This is a genomic window from Microbacterium awajiense (assembly GCF_039536545.1).
GTDB classification, from domain to species: domain Bacteria; phylum Actinomycetota; class Actinomycetes; order Actinomycetales; family Microbacteriaceae; genus Microbacterium; species Microbacterium awajiense.
Genome location: NZ_BAAAYU010000001.1, coordinates 270,201 through 284,907, shown reverse-complemented (window position 1 = coordinate 284,907; position 14,707 = coordinate 270,201). Strand labels below are relative to the sequence as shown.

Here is a 14,707-nt window from a genome sequence, read left to right as displayed (position 1 = left end):
GCCCCCTCATGAGTGTGGAAACAGAATCGAGCACGCCCTTCGGCGTCGAGATCGCACGCGGGGTCAACCCGCTGCGCGACCCCGACGACCACAGGCTCAACCGGATCGCCGGCCCGAGCGCCCTCGTCATCTTCGGCGTGACCGGCGACCTGTCGCGCAAGAAGCTGATGCCCGCGGTCTACGACCTCGCCAACCGCGGGCTGCTGCCGCCCGGGTTCGCCCTCGTCGGCTTCGCCCGCCGCGACTGGGAGGATCAGGACTTCGCGCAGGTCGTCCATGACGCGGTGCGCGAGCACGCACGGACCGAGTTCCGGCAGGAGACGTGGGAGCAGCTGCTGCAGGGCATCCGCTTCGTCTCGGGAGAGTTCGGCGACGCGGATGCCTTCCGTCGCCTTCGCGAGACGGTCGAGAAGCTCGACGTCGAGCGCGGCACGATGGGCAACCACGCCTTCTATCTGTCGATTCCGCCGAAGGACTTCCCCCTCGTCGCCGAGCAGCTGAAGGCCTCTGGTCTCGTCGACGACACCGCCGACCAGCCCGAGCGCTGGCGCCGCGTCGTGATCGAGAAGCCGTTCGGCCACGATCTCGCCTCGGCGCGGTCGCTCAACGACGCCCTGCGCAGCGCGTTCCCGGCCGACTCGATCTTCCGCATCGACCATTACCTCGGCAAAGAGACGGTGCAGAACATCCTCGCGCTGCGCTTCGCGAACGAGCTCTACGAGCCGATCTGGAACCGCAACTACGTCGACCATGTGCAGATCACGATGGCCGAAGACATCGGTGTGGGCGGTCGAGCCGGCTACTACGACGGCATCGGCGCAGCACGCGATGTGATCCAGAACCACCTGCTGCAGCTGTTCGCGCTCACAGCCATGGAGGAGCCGATCTCGTTCGACGCCGCGCATCTGCGAGCCGAGAAGGAGAAGGTCCTCGCCGCGGTCACGCTGCCCGCAGACCTCGGTCGGGCCACCGCCCGCGGTCAATACGCAGGAGGCTGGCAGGGCGGCGAGAAGGTGACCGGATTCCTCGAGGAAGACGGCATGGACCCGCAGTCCACGACCGAGACCTACGCCGCCATCACGCTCGAGATCAACACGCGGCGCTGGGCCGGCGTGCCGTTCTATCTGCGCACCGGCAAGCGCCTGGGCCGACGGGTGACCGAGATCGCGGTCGTGTTCAAGCGGGCGCCCGAGATGCTCTTCTCACGGGGGCAGACCTCGGGACTCGGTCAGAACGCCCTCGTCATCCGCGTGCAGCCCGACGAGGGGGTCACGATCCGCTTCGGCTCGAAAGTGCCCGGAGCCGGCACCCAGGTGCGCGACGTCACGATGGACTTCGGGTACGGGCACGCCTTCACCGAGGCCAGCCCCGAAGCATACGAGAGACTCATCCTCGACGTGCTCCTCGGCGATCCGCCCCTCTTCCCCCGCCACGAGGAGGTCGAGCTCAGCTGGAAGATCCTCGACCCGATCGAGAAGTTCTGGGCCGAGCAGAGCGGACCCCTCGAGCAGTACTCACCCGGGTCGTGGGGTCCGGCATCCGCCGACGAGCTCCTGACCCGCGACGGCCGCAGCTGGAGGCGCCCGTGATCATCGAACTGCCCGACACCACCGTCAGCAAGATCTCGCGCGCGCTCGTGAACGTGCGAGAAGAGGGCGGCGCTGTCGCCCTCGGACGCGTCCTGACGCTCATCATCGCGACCCGGCACGGCGCCGAAGAGGAGGTCATCGAGGCTGCCAACGACGCGTCGCGCGAGCATCCGATGCGTGTCATCGTGCTGATGGCCGGCGACGAAGACCTCGACACCGAGGCGCGTCTGGATGCCGAGATCCGCGTCGGTGGCGACGCCGGGGCCAGCGAGGTCGTGGTCCTGCGCCCCCAGGGAGCCGCCGGATCCAACCGCGAGAGCCTCATCACCGGTCTGCTGCTTCCGGACGCGCCCGTCGTGGCATGGTGGCCGGCCGACACTCCCGCGGTGCCGTCGCAGTCGCCCATAGGCCGGATCGCGCAGCGGCGCATCACGGATGCCTCCACCAAACCCGATCCCGCCGCGTGGGTCGGTCAGCTCGGCGACCATTACGCTCCCGGCGACACCGACTTCGCGTGGACGAGGATCACGCACTGGCGCGAGCAGCTCGCGGCCGTGCTCGACCAGCCACCCTACGAGCCCGTCACCGCCGTCGAAGTGCGCGGAGCCGCAGACTCGCCCTCGACCGCACTGCTGGCGGCATGGCTGAGGCTGAAGCTGGATGTCCCCGTCGAGTACCACTATCTGGACTCGGAGGAATGGGGCGGCGGCATCAAGTCCGTTCGACTCACCCGTCCCAGCGGCGACACCGTGCTCGAGCGCCCGAAAACCGGCATCGCCGTGCTCACCCAGCCCGGCCAGCCGGTGCACGATCTCGCATTCCCGCGTCGATCGCTGCGCGAGTGCCTCGCCGAGGAGCTGCGGAGCCTCGACCCGGATGACCTGTATGGTCGAGTGATCACCCGCGGGTGGGAACTGCTGGAGCCGGCGACGACGGAGACCGATGGCTGACGAAGGATGGGTCGAGAAGCGGGTGGTGATCCGCCCCGACCCTGAAGCGCTCGCCGCCGAGGTCGCCGCGCGATTCGTGGGCCGCCTGGTGAGGCGACTGTCGGCGGGCAAGACGGCCCATGTCTCGCTCACCGGCGGCGGGATGGGATCGGCTGTCCTCCGCGCTGTCGCCGACCACCCGGTGGGCGCAGAACTCAACTGGTCACGCGTGCACTTCTGGTGGAGCGACGAACGCTTCGTTCCGCGCGCGTCGGACGATCGGAACGAGCGACAGGCGCGTGCCGCACTGCTGGATCGCCTCGACCTTCCGCCGGAGAACATCCACGCGGGGCCGGCGAGCGACGACGGATTCGGGCTCGATGAAGCGGCCCGCCGGTACGCGGCCGAACTGGCCCGCTTCCCCGCCTCGGCCGAGCAGCCGTGGCCGACTTTCGACGTCTCGTTCCTGGGCGTCGGACCCGACGGCCACATCGCATCGCTGTTCCCCGACCGCCCTGAGATCCAGGACACCGCGAACATCGTCCTGCCGGTGCGCGAGTCGCCGAAACCGCCTCCCGAGCGCATCACCATGACGCGCAAGGTGATCAACTCGTCCAAGCGCGTCTGGCTCGTGCTGGCCGGCGCCGACAAGGCGTCCGCGCTGGGGCTCGCGCTCGCGGGCGCGGCCTACGATTCGGTACCGGCAGCGGGGGCCAAGGGCACGCATCGCACGGTCTTCTTCGTCGATACGGCAGCGGCGTCGCACGTGCCCGCCGAACTCATCGAGCCCCAGTAGCACGCGCGTTCCGACGGCTCGTGGCCGCCGCCGCGGTCAGTCCTGGCCGCGGCGATCGCGGAGTTGACGCAGGGCGTCTTCGAGGAGGGTGTCGGCCTCTTCCTCGGTGCGGCGCTCTTTCACATACGCGAGGTGCGTCTTGTACGGCTCTGTCTTGGCGACAGCCGGCGGGTTGTCCTTGTCGCGGCCGGCGGGAAGCCCGGTGTGGGGCGAGTCGATGACGTCGGGGATCTCGTCGTCGGGGATGCCCGCTGCGAAGTAGCGGATCGTCTCGTTGCCCATGGCATCCCAGTACGAGATGGCGACGCGGTCGGCGTGGAAGCCGTGGTCCTGCTCGCCCATGGGTCCGGCACCGACACGGGTGCCGCGGATCGCGTTTCCTCCGGTTGCCATCAGATCCCCTGGAACTTGGTGATGAGGCCGAGCGCGACGATCGACAGGAACCACACGAGCGCAAGCACCACGGTGAAGCGGTTGAGATTCCGCTCCGCCAGGCCCGACGAGCCGAGGGCCGAGGTCATGCCGCCTCCGAACATGTCGGACAGGCCGCCGCCTCGCCCCTTGTGGAGCAGGATGAGCAGGGTCAGCAGGAGGCTGGTGATGCCCAGCAGCACCTGCAGCACGAACTCGAGGATCTGCACAGTCGCTATCGCCTTTCGATGCGATCCGTCCGATCGCACAAGGGTCGAGTATACCGGCCGGTTCAGACCCCGACGTGCTTCTGGTAGCGGATGATCGACGAGAACTCGTCAACGACGAGGCTCGCACCCCCCACCAGCGCACCGTCGACGTCGGGCTCGCGCATGAAGCTCGCGATGTTCGCCGCCTTCACCGAGCCACCGTAGAGGATGCGGGTGCGGGCGGCGGCGTCGGCGCCGAGCTTCGCCGCGACGACCTCACGGAGCTTCGCGCACACGTCCTGCGCCTGATCGGGCGTCGCCGCCTGACCCGACCCGATCGCCCAGACGGGCTCGTACGCGACGACGATCTCGGCGTCGGCGGGCACGCTCTCCAGCGCGACGTTCAACTGGCTGACGGGCACGGCACTCGCGCCGAACTCCTCGAGGTCTTCGGCGGTCTCCCCGACGCAGATCACGGGCACGAGACCGTGCCGCAGCGCCGCCTGCACCTTGCTGCCGACGACCTCATCGGTCTCGGAATGGTACTGGCGCCGCTCGGAATGCCCGATGATCACGTATCGGCAGTCCAGCTTCGCCAGGAACGCCCCCGACACCTCTCCGGTGTATGCACCGGAGTCGTGCGCCGAGAGGTCCTGCCCGCCGAGGGCGAACGGGATCTTGTCGGCGTCGATGAGCGTCTGCGCCGTGCGCAGGTCGGTGAAGGGCGGGAAGACCGCCACGTCGACGGTGCCCTCGGTGTGGCCGCCGTCGCGCAGCGACCAGTGGAGCTTCTGGATGAACGCCACCGTCTGCAGGTGATCGAGGTTCATCTTCCAGTTGCCGGCGATCAGCGGCATCCGATTCACTGCCATCCCAGTACCTCCAGTCCGGGGAGCTTCTTTCCTTCGAGGAACTCGAGGCTCGCGCCGCCGCCGGTCGAAATGTGCCCGAACCGGTCGTCGGCGAAGCCGAGTTGGCGCACCGCGGCGGCGGAGTCGCCGCCGCCGACGACGCTCAGGCCGTCCACCTCGGTGAGAGCCTGCGCGACGGCCTTGGTGCCGGCCGCGAACGCCGGCATCTCGAACACGCCCATCGGCCCGTTCCAGAACACGGTTCGGCTGCCTCGGATGGCCTGGGCGAATGCGGCCGCCGTCTGGGGACCGATGTCGAGGCCGAGCCCGTCCGCGCCGAACGGCGTGTCCTCGAGGGCGTCGGCCGAGGCGGTCACGTACTCGGCGTCGGGTGAGAAGGACGCCGCGACGACGGCGTCGACCGGGAGCACCAGCTCGACGCCACGCTCAGCGGCGGTGGCCATGTAGCCGCGCACGACATCGAGCTGATCCTCCTCGAGAAGGCTCTTGCCGACGGCATGGCCCTGCGCGGCGAGGAACGTGAACATCATCCCGCCACCGATGCAGAGCTTGTCGACCCGCGGCAAGAGGTGCTCGATGACGCCGAGCTTGTCGCTCACCTTCGATCCGCCGAGCACGACCGCGTAGGGCCGCTCGGGCTTCTCGGTCAGGCGGTCGAGGACGTCGACCTCCTTCTCGATGAGGAACCCGGCCGCGGACGGCAGGATCTCGGCGAGATCGTACACACTCGCCTGCTTGCGGTGCACGACGCCGAAACCGTCGGACACCAGGGCGTCGCCGAGTGCCGCGAGCTCGTCGGCGAAGGCGCGGCGCTCGGCCTCGTCCTTCGAGGTCTCGCCGGGATGGAATCGCAGGTTCTCGATGACGGCGACGTCCCCGTCCTCGAGCGCATCGACCGCCTCGCGGGCGGACTCCCCCACCGTGTCGCGAGCGAACGCGACCGGTGCGCCGAGCAGCTCGGAGAGCCGCTGGGCGACCGGTGCAAGGCTGTACTTCGCGTCAGGTGCACCGTCGGGCCGACCCAGATGCGAGCAGGCGACGACACGCGCGCCCTGGTTGATCAGATGGTTCAGTGTAGGCAGCGCTGCACGCACGCGCCCGTCGTCCGTGATGACGCCGTCCTTCAAAGGGACGTTGAAATCGCAACGGACGACGACGCGCTTGCCTGCGAGCGAACCCAGCGAGTCGAGGGTGCGCAGAGCCACGATGGATGGCCTCAGAGCTTGTCGGCGACGAGTTCGGTGAGGTCGACGAGGCGATTCGAGTAGCCCCACTCGTTGTCGTACCACGCCGAGACCTTGACCAGGTTGCCCGAGACGTTGACCTGACCGGCGTCGTAGATCGACGAGTGCGGGTCGTGGACGATGTCGGTCGACACGATCGCATCGGTGTTGTACTTGAGGTAGCCGGCCAGCTCGCCCTCGGCCGCGGCCTTCTCGTAGGCCGCGTTGATCGTCTCGGCCGTGAGGCCCTCGGTCGGCGTGATGATGGTCAGGTCGACGATCGAGCCGGTCGGGATCGGAACGCGGTACGACGACCCGCTCAGCTTGCCGTTGAGCTCGGGCAGGACCAGGCCGATCGCCTTGGCGGCACCCGTGGAGGCGGGCACGATGTTCAGGGCCGCGGCGCGCGCGCGATGCAGGTCGCCGTGGGGGCCGTCCTGCAGATTCTGATCGGCCGTGTAGGCATGGGCGGTCATCATGAAGCCGCGCTCGATGCCGAAGTTGTCGTTGAAGACCTTCGCGAGGGGTGCCAGGCAGTTCGTCGTGCACGACGCGTTCGAGATGACGTGCATGCTCTCGGGGTCGTACGTGCCGTCGTTGACGCCCATGACGAAGGTGCCGTCGACGTCGGTGCCGGGGGCCGAGATGATGACCTTCTTGGCGCCGCCCGCGATGTGCTTCTTGGCGTCGACGGCCTTGGTGAAGCGGCCCGTCGACTCGATGACGATGTCGACGCCGAGGTCGCCCCACGGAAGGTTCGCAGGATCGCGCTCCTCGAAGACCTTGATGCTGTGGCCGCCGACGGTGATGGAGTCTTCTGTGTACGAGACGTCCGCGTCGAGGCGTCCTCCGACCGAGTCGTACTTGAGCAGGTGGGCCAGGGTCTTGTTGTCGGTGAGGTCGTTCACCGCCACGATGTCGAGGTCCGCGCCCTGCTCGAGGGCGGCACGGAGGAAGTTGCGCCCGATTCGGCCGAATCCGTTGATTCCGATCTTGACAGTCACGGAGTCTCTCCTGAGAGGTGTCGTGCGCGGATGCGCGATGGTGGGGTGGGATTCACTGGGCGACGGCCGGCCCCCGGCGGGCGGGGCCCGCGGGGGCGACCATCACGCTCACGACGTTACCAGCAGCCCCGAGGTCTTCTCGCGGGCGGCGGCGAAGCGCTCGGCCACGTTCTGCCAGTTCGCGATGTTCCAGACGGCCTTCACGTAGTCGGCCTTGACGTTGAGGTAGTCGAGGTAGAACGCGTGCTCCCACATGTCGAGCTGGAAGACCGGAATCGTGCCCTGAGCGGTGTTGCTCTGCTGATCGAAGAGCTGCTGGATGATCAGCTGCGAGCCGATCGGGTCCCAGCTGAGCACTGCCCAGCCCGAGCCCTGGATTCCGGTCGCCGCCGCGGTGAAGTGGGCCTGGAACTTGTCGAATCCGCCGAAGAACTCATCGATCGCGGCGGCCAGCTCCCCCTCGGGCTGTCCGCCTCCGTCCGGAGAGAGGTTGGTCCAGAAGATCGAGTGGTTGACGTGCCCGCCGAGGTTGAACGCGAGGTCCTTCTCGAGCTTGTTGACGTTTCCGAGGTTGCCGGTCTCACGGGCCTCGGCGAGCTGCTCGAGGGCCGTGTTGGCCCCGGTGACATACGCCTGGTGGTGCTTGTCGTGATGCAGCTGCATGATCTTGCCGCTGATGTGCGGCTCGAGCGCTGCGTAGTCGTAGGGGAGGTCGGGCAACGTGTAGTTCGCCATGTTCTCTTCTTCCTGTCGGCGCCGCGCCGATCTTCCCCGGCACGGCGAGGCTGACGTCATCATCCTAGGGCCGTACAACGCGCGAAGGCGGGGGTTGCTTCCCCCGTCGACAGCCGTTAACGCGTGGGATGCGAGTCACTCCGCCATTCCGGCCGGCACGGCCGACTCGGTGCCGGCGAGCCCGTCCTTCTCGGCCTTCTTGTCGGCCATCGCCAACAGCCGCCGGATGCGCCCGGCGACGGCATCCTTCGTCAGCGGCGGGTCGGCATGGTGTCCCAACTCGTCCAGACTGGCGTCACGATGCGCCAGTCGCAGTTCACCCGCTTCGCGCAGGTGCTCGGGGACCTCGTCACCCAGGATCTCCAGCGCCCGCTCCACCCGGGCGCACGCCGCGACCGCGGCCTGCGCCGACCGGCGCAGGTTGGCGTCGTCGAAGTTCACGAGACGGTTGACGCCGGCGCGCACCTCCCGACGCTGACGCATCTGATCCCATTCGGCGGCGACCCTCTGCGCGCCCATGAGGGCCAGCGCCGACCGGATCGCCTCACCCTCGCGCACCACGACGCGGGGGACGCCGCGCACCTCACGCGCCTTGGCGGGAATGCCGAGGCGATGCGCGGCGCCGACCAGGGCCATGGCCGCCTCGGAGGACGGGCAGGTGATCTCCAGAGCCGCCGACCGCCCCGGCTCGCTGAGCGATCCCGCAGCGAGGAACGCGCCCCGCCACACCGCCGCCAGGTCTCCGCGTGATCCTGTCGTGAGCTTGTTGGGCAGCCCTCGAACGGGCCTGCGGCGCTGATCGAGCAGGCCGGTCTGACGTGCGAGCGTCTCTCCGCCCTCGATGACGCGGACGGCGTAGTGGCTGCCTCCGCGCGCCCCCGACCCCTGCACGTGGACGAGCTCGGGGCGCACCCCGTACAGCTCGACGAGGTCGCGCGCGATGCGCCGGGCGAGGATGTCGGAGTCGAGCTCCGCCTCCACCGCGACGCGATTCGCGATCGAGTGCAGCCCGCCCGAGAAGCGGAGCACCGAGGTGAGCTCGGCGACACGCGCCGTGGGGCGCGGGTCACGGACGACGGTGAGCTCGGCCTTGACGTCGGCGGTCAGCGACAATGGGACTCCCTCGCGGATGGATGCGGAACGAACAGCCTACTCGCGACCGAGATCGCGGTGCTTCACGCGCACGGCGACGCCGGGCGCAGACGCCAGGCGGTCGGCCAGCTCACCGGCCATGACGACGGAGCGATGCTTGCCCCCCGTGCATCCGACCGCCACCACGGAGTGCCGCTTGTTCTCACGCTGATAGCCCTCGAGCACGGGACGCAGCGCCTCGGCATAGGACTCGAGGAACCCTTCGGCCCCCTGCTGCGCCAGCACGTACTCGCGCACCTCGGGATTCTGGCCGGTCAGCGCACGAAGATGCTCGTTCCAGAACGGGTTGGGCAGGAATCGCATGTCGGCGACGAGATCGGCGTCGGGCGGCAGTCCGTACTTGAACCCGAACGAGAGGATCGTGAGCGTGTGGCGCGCGGCTCCCTCCTCGGCGAACAGCTCGACGATCCGCGTCGCGAGCTCGTGGATGTTGAACGAGCTCGTGTCGATGATGAGGTCGGCGTTCTCGCGCACCGCTGCCAGACGCTCGCGTTCGCGACGGATGCCGTCCAGGATCGTGCCGTCCTCCTGCAGCGGGTGCGGCCGACGCACGGCTTCGAACCGGCGCACGAGCACGTCGTCTGCGGCGTCGAGGAACACCACGCGCACCTGTCGCCGCTGGCGCAGATCGCGCATGGCATTCGGGAGGTCGGCGAACAGGTCGCGCCCCCGGACGTCGACCACCACGGCCACACGGGGCAGCACGTTGCCCGCGAGCTCGGTGAGGTCGAGCAGCGGACGCAGCATCTGAGGGGGAAGGTTGTCGACGACGTACCACTCGAGGTCCTCGAGAGCGTTGGCCGCCGTCGACCTGCCGGCCCCCGACATCCCGGTCACGATCAGCATCTCGGCCGGCTCACGGCGCGCCGCATCGGTCATTCCCCACCCCCGTGCGTCCCAGCCTAGCCGTCGGACAGATGCGCGTGGATGGCGGCGGCGAGCTTGGGGCCGATGCCGGGGAGCTCGGCGATCTCGTCGGTCGTCGCACCCCGCAGTGCCGCGACCGAGCCGAAGTGGCGCAGCAGACCCTTGATGCGCGCTTCACCCAGACCCGGCACCTCGGCCAGGACGCTGCGGATGTCACGCCTGCGACGCCGCCGCTGGTGGCTGATCGCGAACCGGTGCGCCTCGTCGCGCAGGCGCTGCAGCAAATACAGCGCCTCCGACGTGCGCGGCAGGATCACCGGATACTCCTCGCCGGGCAGCCACACCTCCTCGAGGCGCTTGGCGATGCCGCAGAGGGCGACCTCGTCATGCCCGGACTCGTGCAACGCGCGCGCCGCCGCCTCGACCTGCGGGCGGCCTCCGTCGACCACGAGCAGCTGCGGTCGGTAGGCGAACCGCGGCCGCCGCCGTTCGGCGACGACCGGCTCGGCGGCATCAGCCGGCGTCACCCCGGCGGGGGCGGCGTCGGCGTCTTCGGGCGCATCGAGGTACGCGAGCCGGCGCATGAGCACCTGGTGCAGCGAGTCGGTGTCGTCGGTGGTCTCGGCCACCGAGAACGACCGGTACTGGTCCTTGCGGGGCAGTCCGTCCTCGAAGACGACCATGGATGCCACGACATTGGTGCCGCCGAGGTGCGAGACGTCGAAGCATTCGATGCGCAGCGGCGCCTCAGCCAGACCCAGCGCCTCCTGCAGGTCGGTGAGCGCCTGGGTACGGGCGACGTAGTCGCTCGTGCGTCGCGTCTTGTGCAGGATGAGCGCCTGCTCGGCGTTGAGCGTCGCGGTGCGCAGCAGCTCGGCCTTGCGTCCGCGCTGGGCGATGCGGATGCTCACGCGCGTGCCGCGGCGCGAGCTGAGCCATTCCTCGAGCTCGGCGGTGTCGTCGGGCAGGGCGGGCACGAGCACCTGCTTGGGGATGTCCGTCTGGACGGCACCGCCGTACGTGCGCTGCAGGATCTGGTCGACGAGGTCGGCGCCGCCGATGTCGATCTCCTTCTCGATCGCCGTGGCACGCACCCCCCGCACACGTCCGCCGCGGATCACGAAGTGCTGCACGGTCGCGGCCAGCTCGTCTTCGGCGATGCCGAAAAGGTCGGCGTCCGTACCGGCGTCCAGAACGAGTGCGCTCTTGTTGAGCACGGCGTCGATCGCCGCGAGGCGGTCGCGGTACTCTGCGGCGGACTCGTAGTCCATCGCGGCCGATGCCTCACGCATGCGGGCGGTGAGCTCGCGCGTGAACCTCTGGTCTCCCCCGGCCATGAACGCGACGAAGTCGTCGACGATCGCTCGGTGCTCTTCGATCGTCACACGTCCCGAGCACGGACCGCCGCAGCGGCCGATCTGACCCGGGAAGCACGGCCGGCCGGTCGCCATCGCCTTGCGATAGGACGCGTCACTGCACGTGCGGATCGGGAACACCTTGATCAGCAGGTCGATCGTGTCGTGCACCGCCCACACCTTCGGATAGGGACCGAAGTACTTCGCGCCGGGGATGCGGCGGTTGCGGGTGACGATGACGCGCGGCGCCTCATCCGCGAGCGTCACCGCCATGAAGGGGTAGGACTTGTCGTCCTTGTACCGCACGTTGAACGGCGGCGAGAACTCCTGGATCCACATGTACTCCAGCTGCAGGGCGTCGACATCGCTCGAGACGACGGTCCACTCCACGGCCGACGCCGTGGTCACCATCCGTCGGGTGCGCTCGTGGAGGGTGTGCAGCGGGGCGAAGTAGTTGGACAGGCGCGAACGCAGGTTCTTCGCCTTTCCGACGTACAGCACGCGCCCCTGAGCGTCGCGGAAGCGGTAGACACCCGGGTTCGTGGGGATCTCGCCCTGCTTCGGCTTGTACGGGACGGTCGGCGTTCGCGCGGCCATCAGCCGGCCTTGCGGGCGCTGCCGACTCCCAGGACCTCGGCCAGGAACACCCCGGTGTGACTGCCTTCGACGGTCGCGACCTGCTCTGGCGTGCCCGTCGCGATCACTTCGCCGCCGCCGGCACCCCCCTCGGGTCCGAGGTCGATGATCCAGTCGGCCGACTTCACCACGTCGAGGTTGTGCTCGATGACGATGACGGTGTTGCCCTTGTCGACCAGTCCGTTGAGCACCTCGAGCAGGCGGTTGACGTCTTCGAAGTGCAGGCCGGTCGTGGGCTCGTCGAGGACGTAGACCGATCGTCCGTTGCTGCGCCGCTGGAGCTCGGTGGCGAGCTTCACGCGCTGCGCTTCGCCGCCCGAGAGCGTCGTGGCCGACTGGCCCAGGCGCACGTACCCGAGGCCCACGTCGACGAGCGTCTTCAGGTAGCGGTGGATCGCGGGGATCGGCTCGAAGAACTCGGCGGCCTCGGAGATCGGCATCTCGAGCACCTCGGCGATGTTCTTGCCCTTGTAGTGCACCGCGAGGGTGTCGCGGTTGTAGCGCTTGCCGTGGCAGACCTCGCAGTCGACGTAGACGTCGGGCAGGAAGTTCATCTCGATCTTGATCGTCCCGTCGCCGGAGCACGCCTCGCAGCGGCCGCCTTTGACGTTGAAGCTGAAGCGCCCGGGCTGGTAGCCGCGAGCCTTCGCCTCGGGGGTATCGCTGAACAGCGTGCGGATGCGGTCGAAGACCCCCGTGTAGGTCGCCGGGTTCGACCGCGGGGTGCGACCGATCGGAGCCTGGTCCACGTGCACGACCTTGTCGAGGTCTTCGAGTCCCGTGACGCGCGTGTGCTTGCCCGGCACGGTGCGTGCGCCGTTGAGGCGCGCGGCGAGGACCTCATAGAGGATGTCGTTGACCAGCGATGACTTGCCCGAGCCGCTCACCCCGGTCACGGCGGTGAGCACGCCGAGCGGAAACTCGGCCGTGACGTTCTTGAGATTGTTCTCGCGGGCGCCGACGACGGTGATGCGCCGCTTTCGATCGATCCGACGGCGCTTCTGCGGCGTGGGAATGCTGCGCCGACCGGCGAGGTAGTCGCCGGTGATGGACTCGCGATCGGCGAGGAGATCCTCCAGCGGCCCGGAATGCACGACCGCTCCCCCGTCCTCGCCGGCGCGAGGGCCGATGTCGACGAGCCAGTCGGCGGCGTGGATCGTCTCTTCGTCGTGTTCGACGACGATGAGCGTGTTGCCCAGATCGCGCAGCTTCAGCAGCGTCTCGATCAGGCGGCGATTGTCACGCTGGTGCAGGCCGATCGACGGCTCGTCGAGCACGTAGAGCACGCCGGTCAGCCCCGACCCGATCTGGGTCGCGAGCCGGATGCGCTGCGCTTCGCCGCCCGAGAGCGAGCCGGCCGAGCGGCTGAGGTTCAGGTAGTTGAGCCCCACCTGGATGAGGAAGTCGAGCCGCAGGCGGATCTCGCGAAGCACCTGCGCGGCGATCTTCGCCTCGCGCGGGGTGAGCTCGAGCGTGGCGAAGAACTGCTGGGCGTCGGCCAGGCTCAGCCGAGAGGCATCCGCGATCGAACTGCCGTGCACGAGCACGGCGAGCACCTCGGGCTTGAGCCGGTCGCCGTTGCAGACAGGGCACGGCACTTCGCGCAGGTACTCCGACCAGCGCTGGCGCTGCGTGTCGGACTCGGCCTGCAGATACTGGCGTTCGATGTACGGGACGACACCCTCGAAGCCCGAGGTGTACCGCATCTCACGGCCGTACCGGTTCTTCCACCGCACGGTCACCTTGAAGTTGTCGCCGCGCAGCACCGCCTCCTGCACCTCGACGGGCAGTTCGCGCCACGGGGTGTCGAGCGAGAAGTCGAGATCGTCGGCGAGGCCCCTCAGCAGGCGCTCGTAGTACTGGAAGAGCCCCTTGCCCTGCGTGGTCCACGGCAGGATGACGCCCTCGTTGATCGACAGCTCCACGTCGCCGAGCATCAACTCGACGTCGACCGACATGCGGGTGCCCAGGCCCGAACACGTCGGGCACGCGCCGAACGGCGCGTTGAACGAGAACGTGCGCGGCTCGATCTCGGTCAACTGCAGCGGGTGGCCGTTGGGACACGCAAGCTTCTCGGAGAAGGACTGCCATGCGGCATCCCCCTCCTCATCGACGTAGTTGACCTGCACGACGCCGCCTGCGAGCGAGAGTGCGGTCTCGACCGAGTCGGTGACGCGGCTCAAGATGTCGGGGCCGGCGACGAGGCGGTCGACGACGACGGCGATGTCGTGCTTGTAGCTCTTCTTCAGTGCGGGTGGGTCGGCGAGTTGCACGAGCTCGCCGTCGACCACGGCGCGCGCATAGCCTTTCGCGCTGAGCTCCTTGAAGAGGTCGACGAACTCGCCCTTCTTCTGCGTGACCACCGGCGCAACGATCTGGTACCTCGTGCGGTCGGGCAGCTCGACCAGCTGATCGGCGATCTGCTGCACCGTCTGCCGCTCGATCTGCGCGCCGCACTCGGGGCAGTGCGGCACGCCGATGCGAGCCCACAGCAGACGCATGTAGTCGTGGATCTCGGTGATCGTGCCGACCGTCGACCGCGGGTTGCGGTTCGTCGACTTCTGGTCGATCGACACGGCGGGGCTGAGACCCTCGATGAAGTCGACGTCGGGGCGATCGACCTGACCGAGGAACTGGCGCGCGTAGGCGCTGAGCGACTCGACGTAGCGGCGCTGCCCTTCGGCGAAGATCGTGTCGAACGCCAGGCTCGACTTGCCCGATCCCGACAGACCCGTGAAGACCACGAGACTGTCTCGCGGGATGTCGAGATCGACGTTCTTCAGGTTGTGGACGCGGGCACCGCGGACGCTGAGATTTCCGCCCGCGTGGGCGTGCGCAGAGACGGGGACGATGGGCACCCGACAAGTCTAGGTGGGGCCTCCGACACAGGCTCCGGGTTCGCGGTGAGCGCACCTCGGGAACGCCGACG

At 68.6% G+C, this 14,707-nt stretch carries 13 protein-coding genes; 3 read left to right on the top strand and 10 right to left on the bottom strand.

All coding sequences use genetic code 11. The annotated features are described in order from the left end of the window. The first annotated feature begins 8 nt into the window (after window positions 1-8). From zwf to pgl, 3 genes are read left to right on the top strand one after another with little or no spacing between them, the layout of a single operon-like run. Window positions 9-1,589 (top strand): glucose-6-phosphate dehydrogenase, encoded by a 1,581-nt coding sequence (gene zwf / locus ABD663_RS01405; protein ID WP_344736057.1) that lies wholly within the window; start codon window positions 9-11, stop codon window positions 1,587-1,589. Beyond that, window positions 1,586-2,539: a glucose-6-phosphate dehydrogenase assembly protein OpcA gene (locus ABD663_RS01400; protein ID WP_344736056.1), complete on the top strand. Its 954-nt coding sequence runs from the start codon at window positions 1,586-1,588 to the stop codon at window positions 2,537-2,539. The genes zwf and ABD663_RS01400 overlap by 4 nt, the downstream gene beginning before the upstream one ends. Beyond that, on the top strand, window positions 2,532-3,314 hold the full coding sequence (gene pgl, locus ABD663_RS01395) for a 6-phosphogluconolactonase (RefSeq protein ID WP_344736055.1): 783 nt from the start codon (window positions 2,532-2,534) through the stop codon (window positions 3,312-3,314). Before ABD663_RS01400 ends, pgl begins: the two co-directional genes overlap by 8 nt. 36 nt (window positions 3,315-3,350) lie before the next feature. Here pgl and ABD663_RS01390 read toward each other — a convergent pair whose 3' ends face one another. The 10 genes from ABD663_RS01390 to uvrA form a co-directional block, all read right to left on the bottom strand. Further along, window positions 3,351-3,707 carry an RNA polymerase-binding protein RbpA gene (locus tag ABD663_RS01390; RefSeq protein ID WP_344736054.1) on the bottom strand — a complete coding sequence of 119 codons (357 nt, stop codon included), beginning with the start codon at window positions 3,705-3,707 and terminating at the stop codon, window positions 3,351-3,353. Next, window positions 3,707-3,955: a preprotein translocase subunit SecG gene (secG, locus tag ABD663_RS01385; protein WP_344736053.1), complete on the bottom strand. Its 249-nt coding sequence runs from the start codon at window positions 3,953-3,955 to the stop codon at window positions 3,707-3,709. The genes ABD663_RS01390 and secG overlap by 1 nt, the downstream gene beginning before the upstream one ends. A gap of 62 nt (window positions 3,956-4,017) precedes the next feature. Then, the gene (tpiA, locus tag ABD663_RS01380; protein WP_344736052.1) at window positions 4,018-4,806 is read right to left on the bottom strand and encodes a triose-phosphate isomerase; all 789 of its coding nucleotides are present in this window, start codon (window positions 4,804-4,806) and stop codon (window positions 4,018-4,020) included. Beyond that, on the bottom strand, window positions 4,797-6,011 hold the full coding sequence (locus ABD663_RS01375) for a phosphoglycerate kinase (RefSeq protein WP_344736051.1): 1,215 nt from the start codon (window positions 6,009-6,011) through the stop codon (window positions 4,797-4,799). Before ABD663_RS01375 ends, tpiA begins: the two co-directional genes overlap by 10 nt. An 11-nt stretch (window positions 6,012-6,022) precedes the next feature. After that, window positions 6,023-7,033, bottom strand: coding sequence for a type I glyceraldehyde-3-phosphate dehydrogenase (gene gap, locus ABD663_RS01370; RefSeq protein ID WP_344736050.1), 1,011 nt, complete (start codon window positions 7,031-7,033; stop codon window positions 6,023-6,025). Window positions 7,034-7,141: 108 nt separating this feature from the next. Continuing rightward, window positions 7,142-7,768, bottom strand: a complete 627-nt coding sequence (locus ABD663_RS01365; RefSeq protein ID WP_344736049.1) for a superoxide dismutase — start codon at window positions 7,766-7,768, stop codon at window positions 7,142-7,144. 135 nt (window positions 7,769-7,903) lie between these two features. Then, complete coding sequence (gene whiA / locus ABD663_RS01360) at window positions 7,904-8,881, bottom strand: DNA-binding protein WhiA (protein ID WP_344736048.1); 978 nt, start codon at window positions 8,879-8,881, stop codon at window positions 7,904-7,906. A gap of 36 nt (window positions 8,882-8,917) precedes the next feature. Then, window positions 8,918-9,799, bottom strand: coding sequence for an RNase adapter RapZ (rapZ, locus tag ABD663_RS01355; RefSeq protein WP_344736047.1), 882 nt, complete (start codon window positions 9,797-9,799; stop codon window positions 8,918-8,920). A 23-nt stretch (window positions 9,800-9,822) separates the two neighbouring features. Beyond that, entirely contained in the window at window positions 9,823-11,739 is a 1,917-nt protein-coding gene (gene uvrC, locus ABD663_RS01350; protein WP_344736046.1) for an excinuclease ABC subunit UvrC, read from the bottom strand. Continuing rightward, window positions 11,739-14,636 (bottom strand): excinuclease ABC subunit UvrA, encoded by a 2,898-nt coding sequence (uvrA, locus tag ABD663_RS01345; protein WP_344736045.1) that lies wholly within the window; start codon window positions 14,634-14,636, stop codon window positions 11,739-11,741. Before uvrA ends, uvrC begins: the two co-directional genes overlap by 1 nt. Between the last annotated feature and the right edge of the window lie 71 nt (window positions 14,637-14,707).

Coding starts and splice junctions, on each gene's coding strand:
- zwf (WP_344736057.1), top strand. CDS start 9: ATGAGTGTGGAAACAGAATCGAGCACGCCCTTCGGCGTCGAGATCGCA.
- pgl (WP_344736055.1), top strand. CDS start 2,532: ATGGCTGACGAAGGATGGGTCGAGAAGCGGGTGGTGATCCGCCCCGAC.
- ABD663_RS01390 (WP_344736054.1), bottom strand. CDS start 3,707: ATGGCAACCGGAGGAAACGCGATCCGCGGCACCCGTGTCGGTGCCGGA.
- tpiA (WP_344736052.1), bottom strand. CDS start 4,806: ATGGCAGTGAATCGGATGCCGCTGATCGCCGGCAACTGGAAGATGAAC.
- ABD663_RS01365 (WP_344736049.1), bottom strand. CDS start 7,768: ATGGCGAACTACACGTTGCCCGACCTCCCCTACGACTACGCAGCGCTC.
- rapZ (WP_344736047.1), bottom strand. CDS start 9,799: ATGACCGATGCGGCGCGCCGTGAGCCGGCCGAGATGCTGATCGTGACC.
- uvrC (WP_344736046.1), bottom strand. CDS start 11,739: ATGGCCGCGCGAACGCCGACCGTCCCGTACAAGCCGAAGCAGGGCGAG.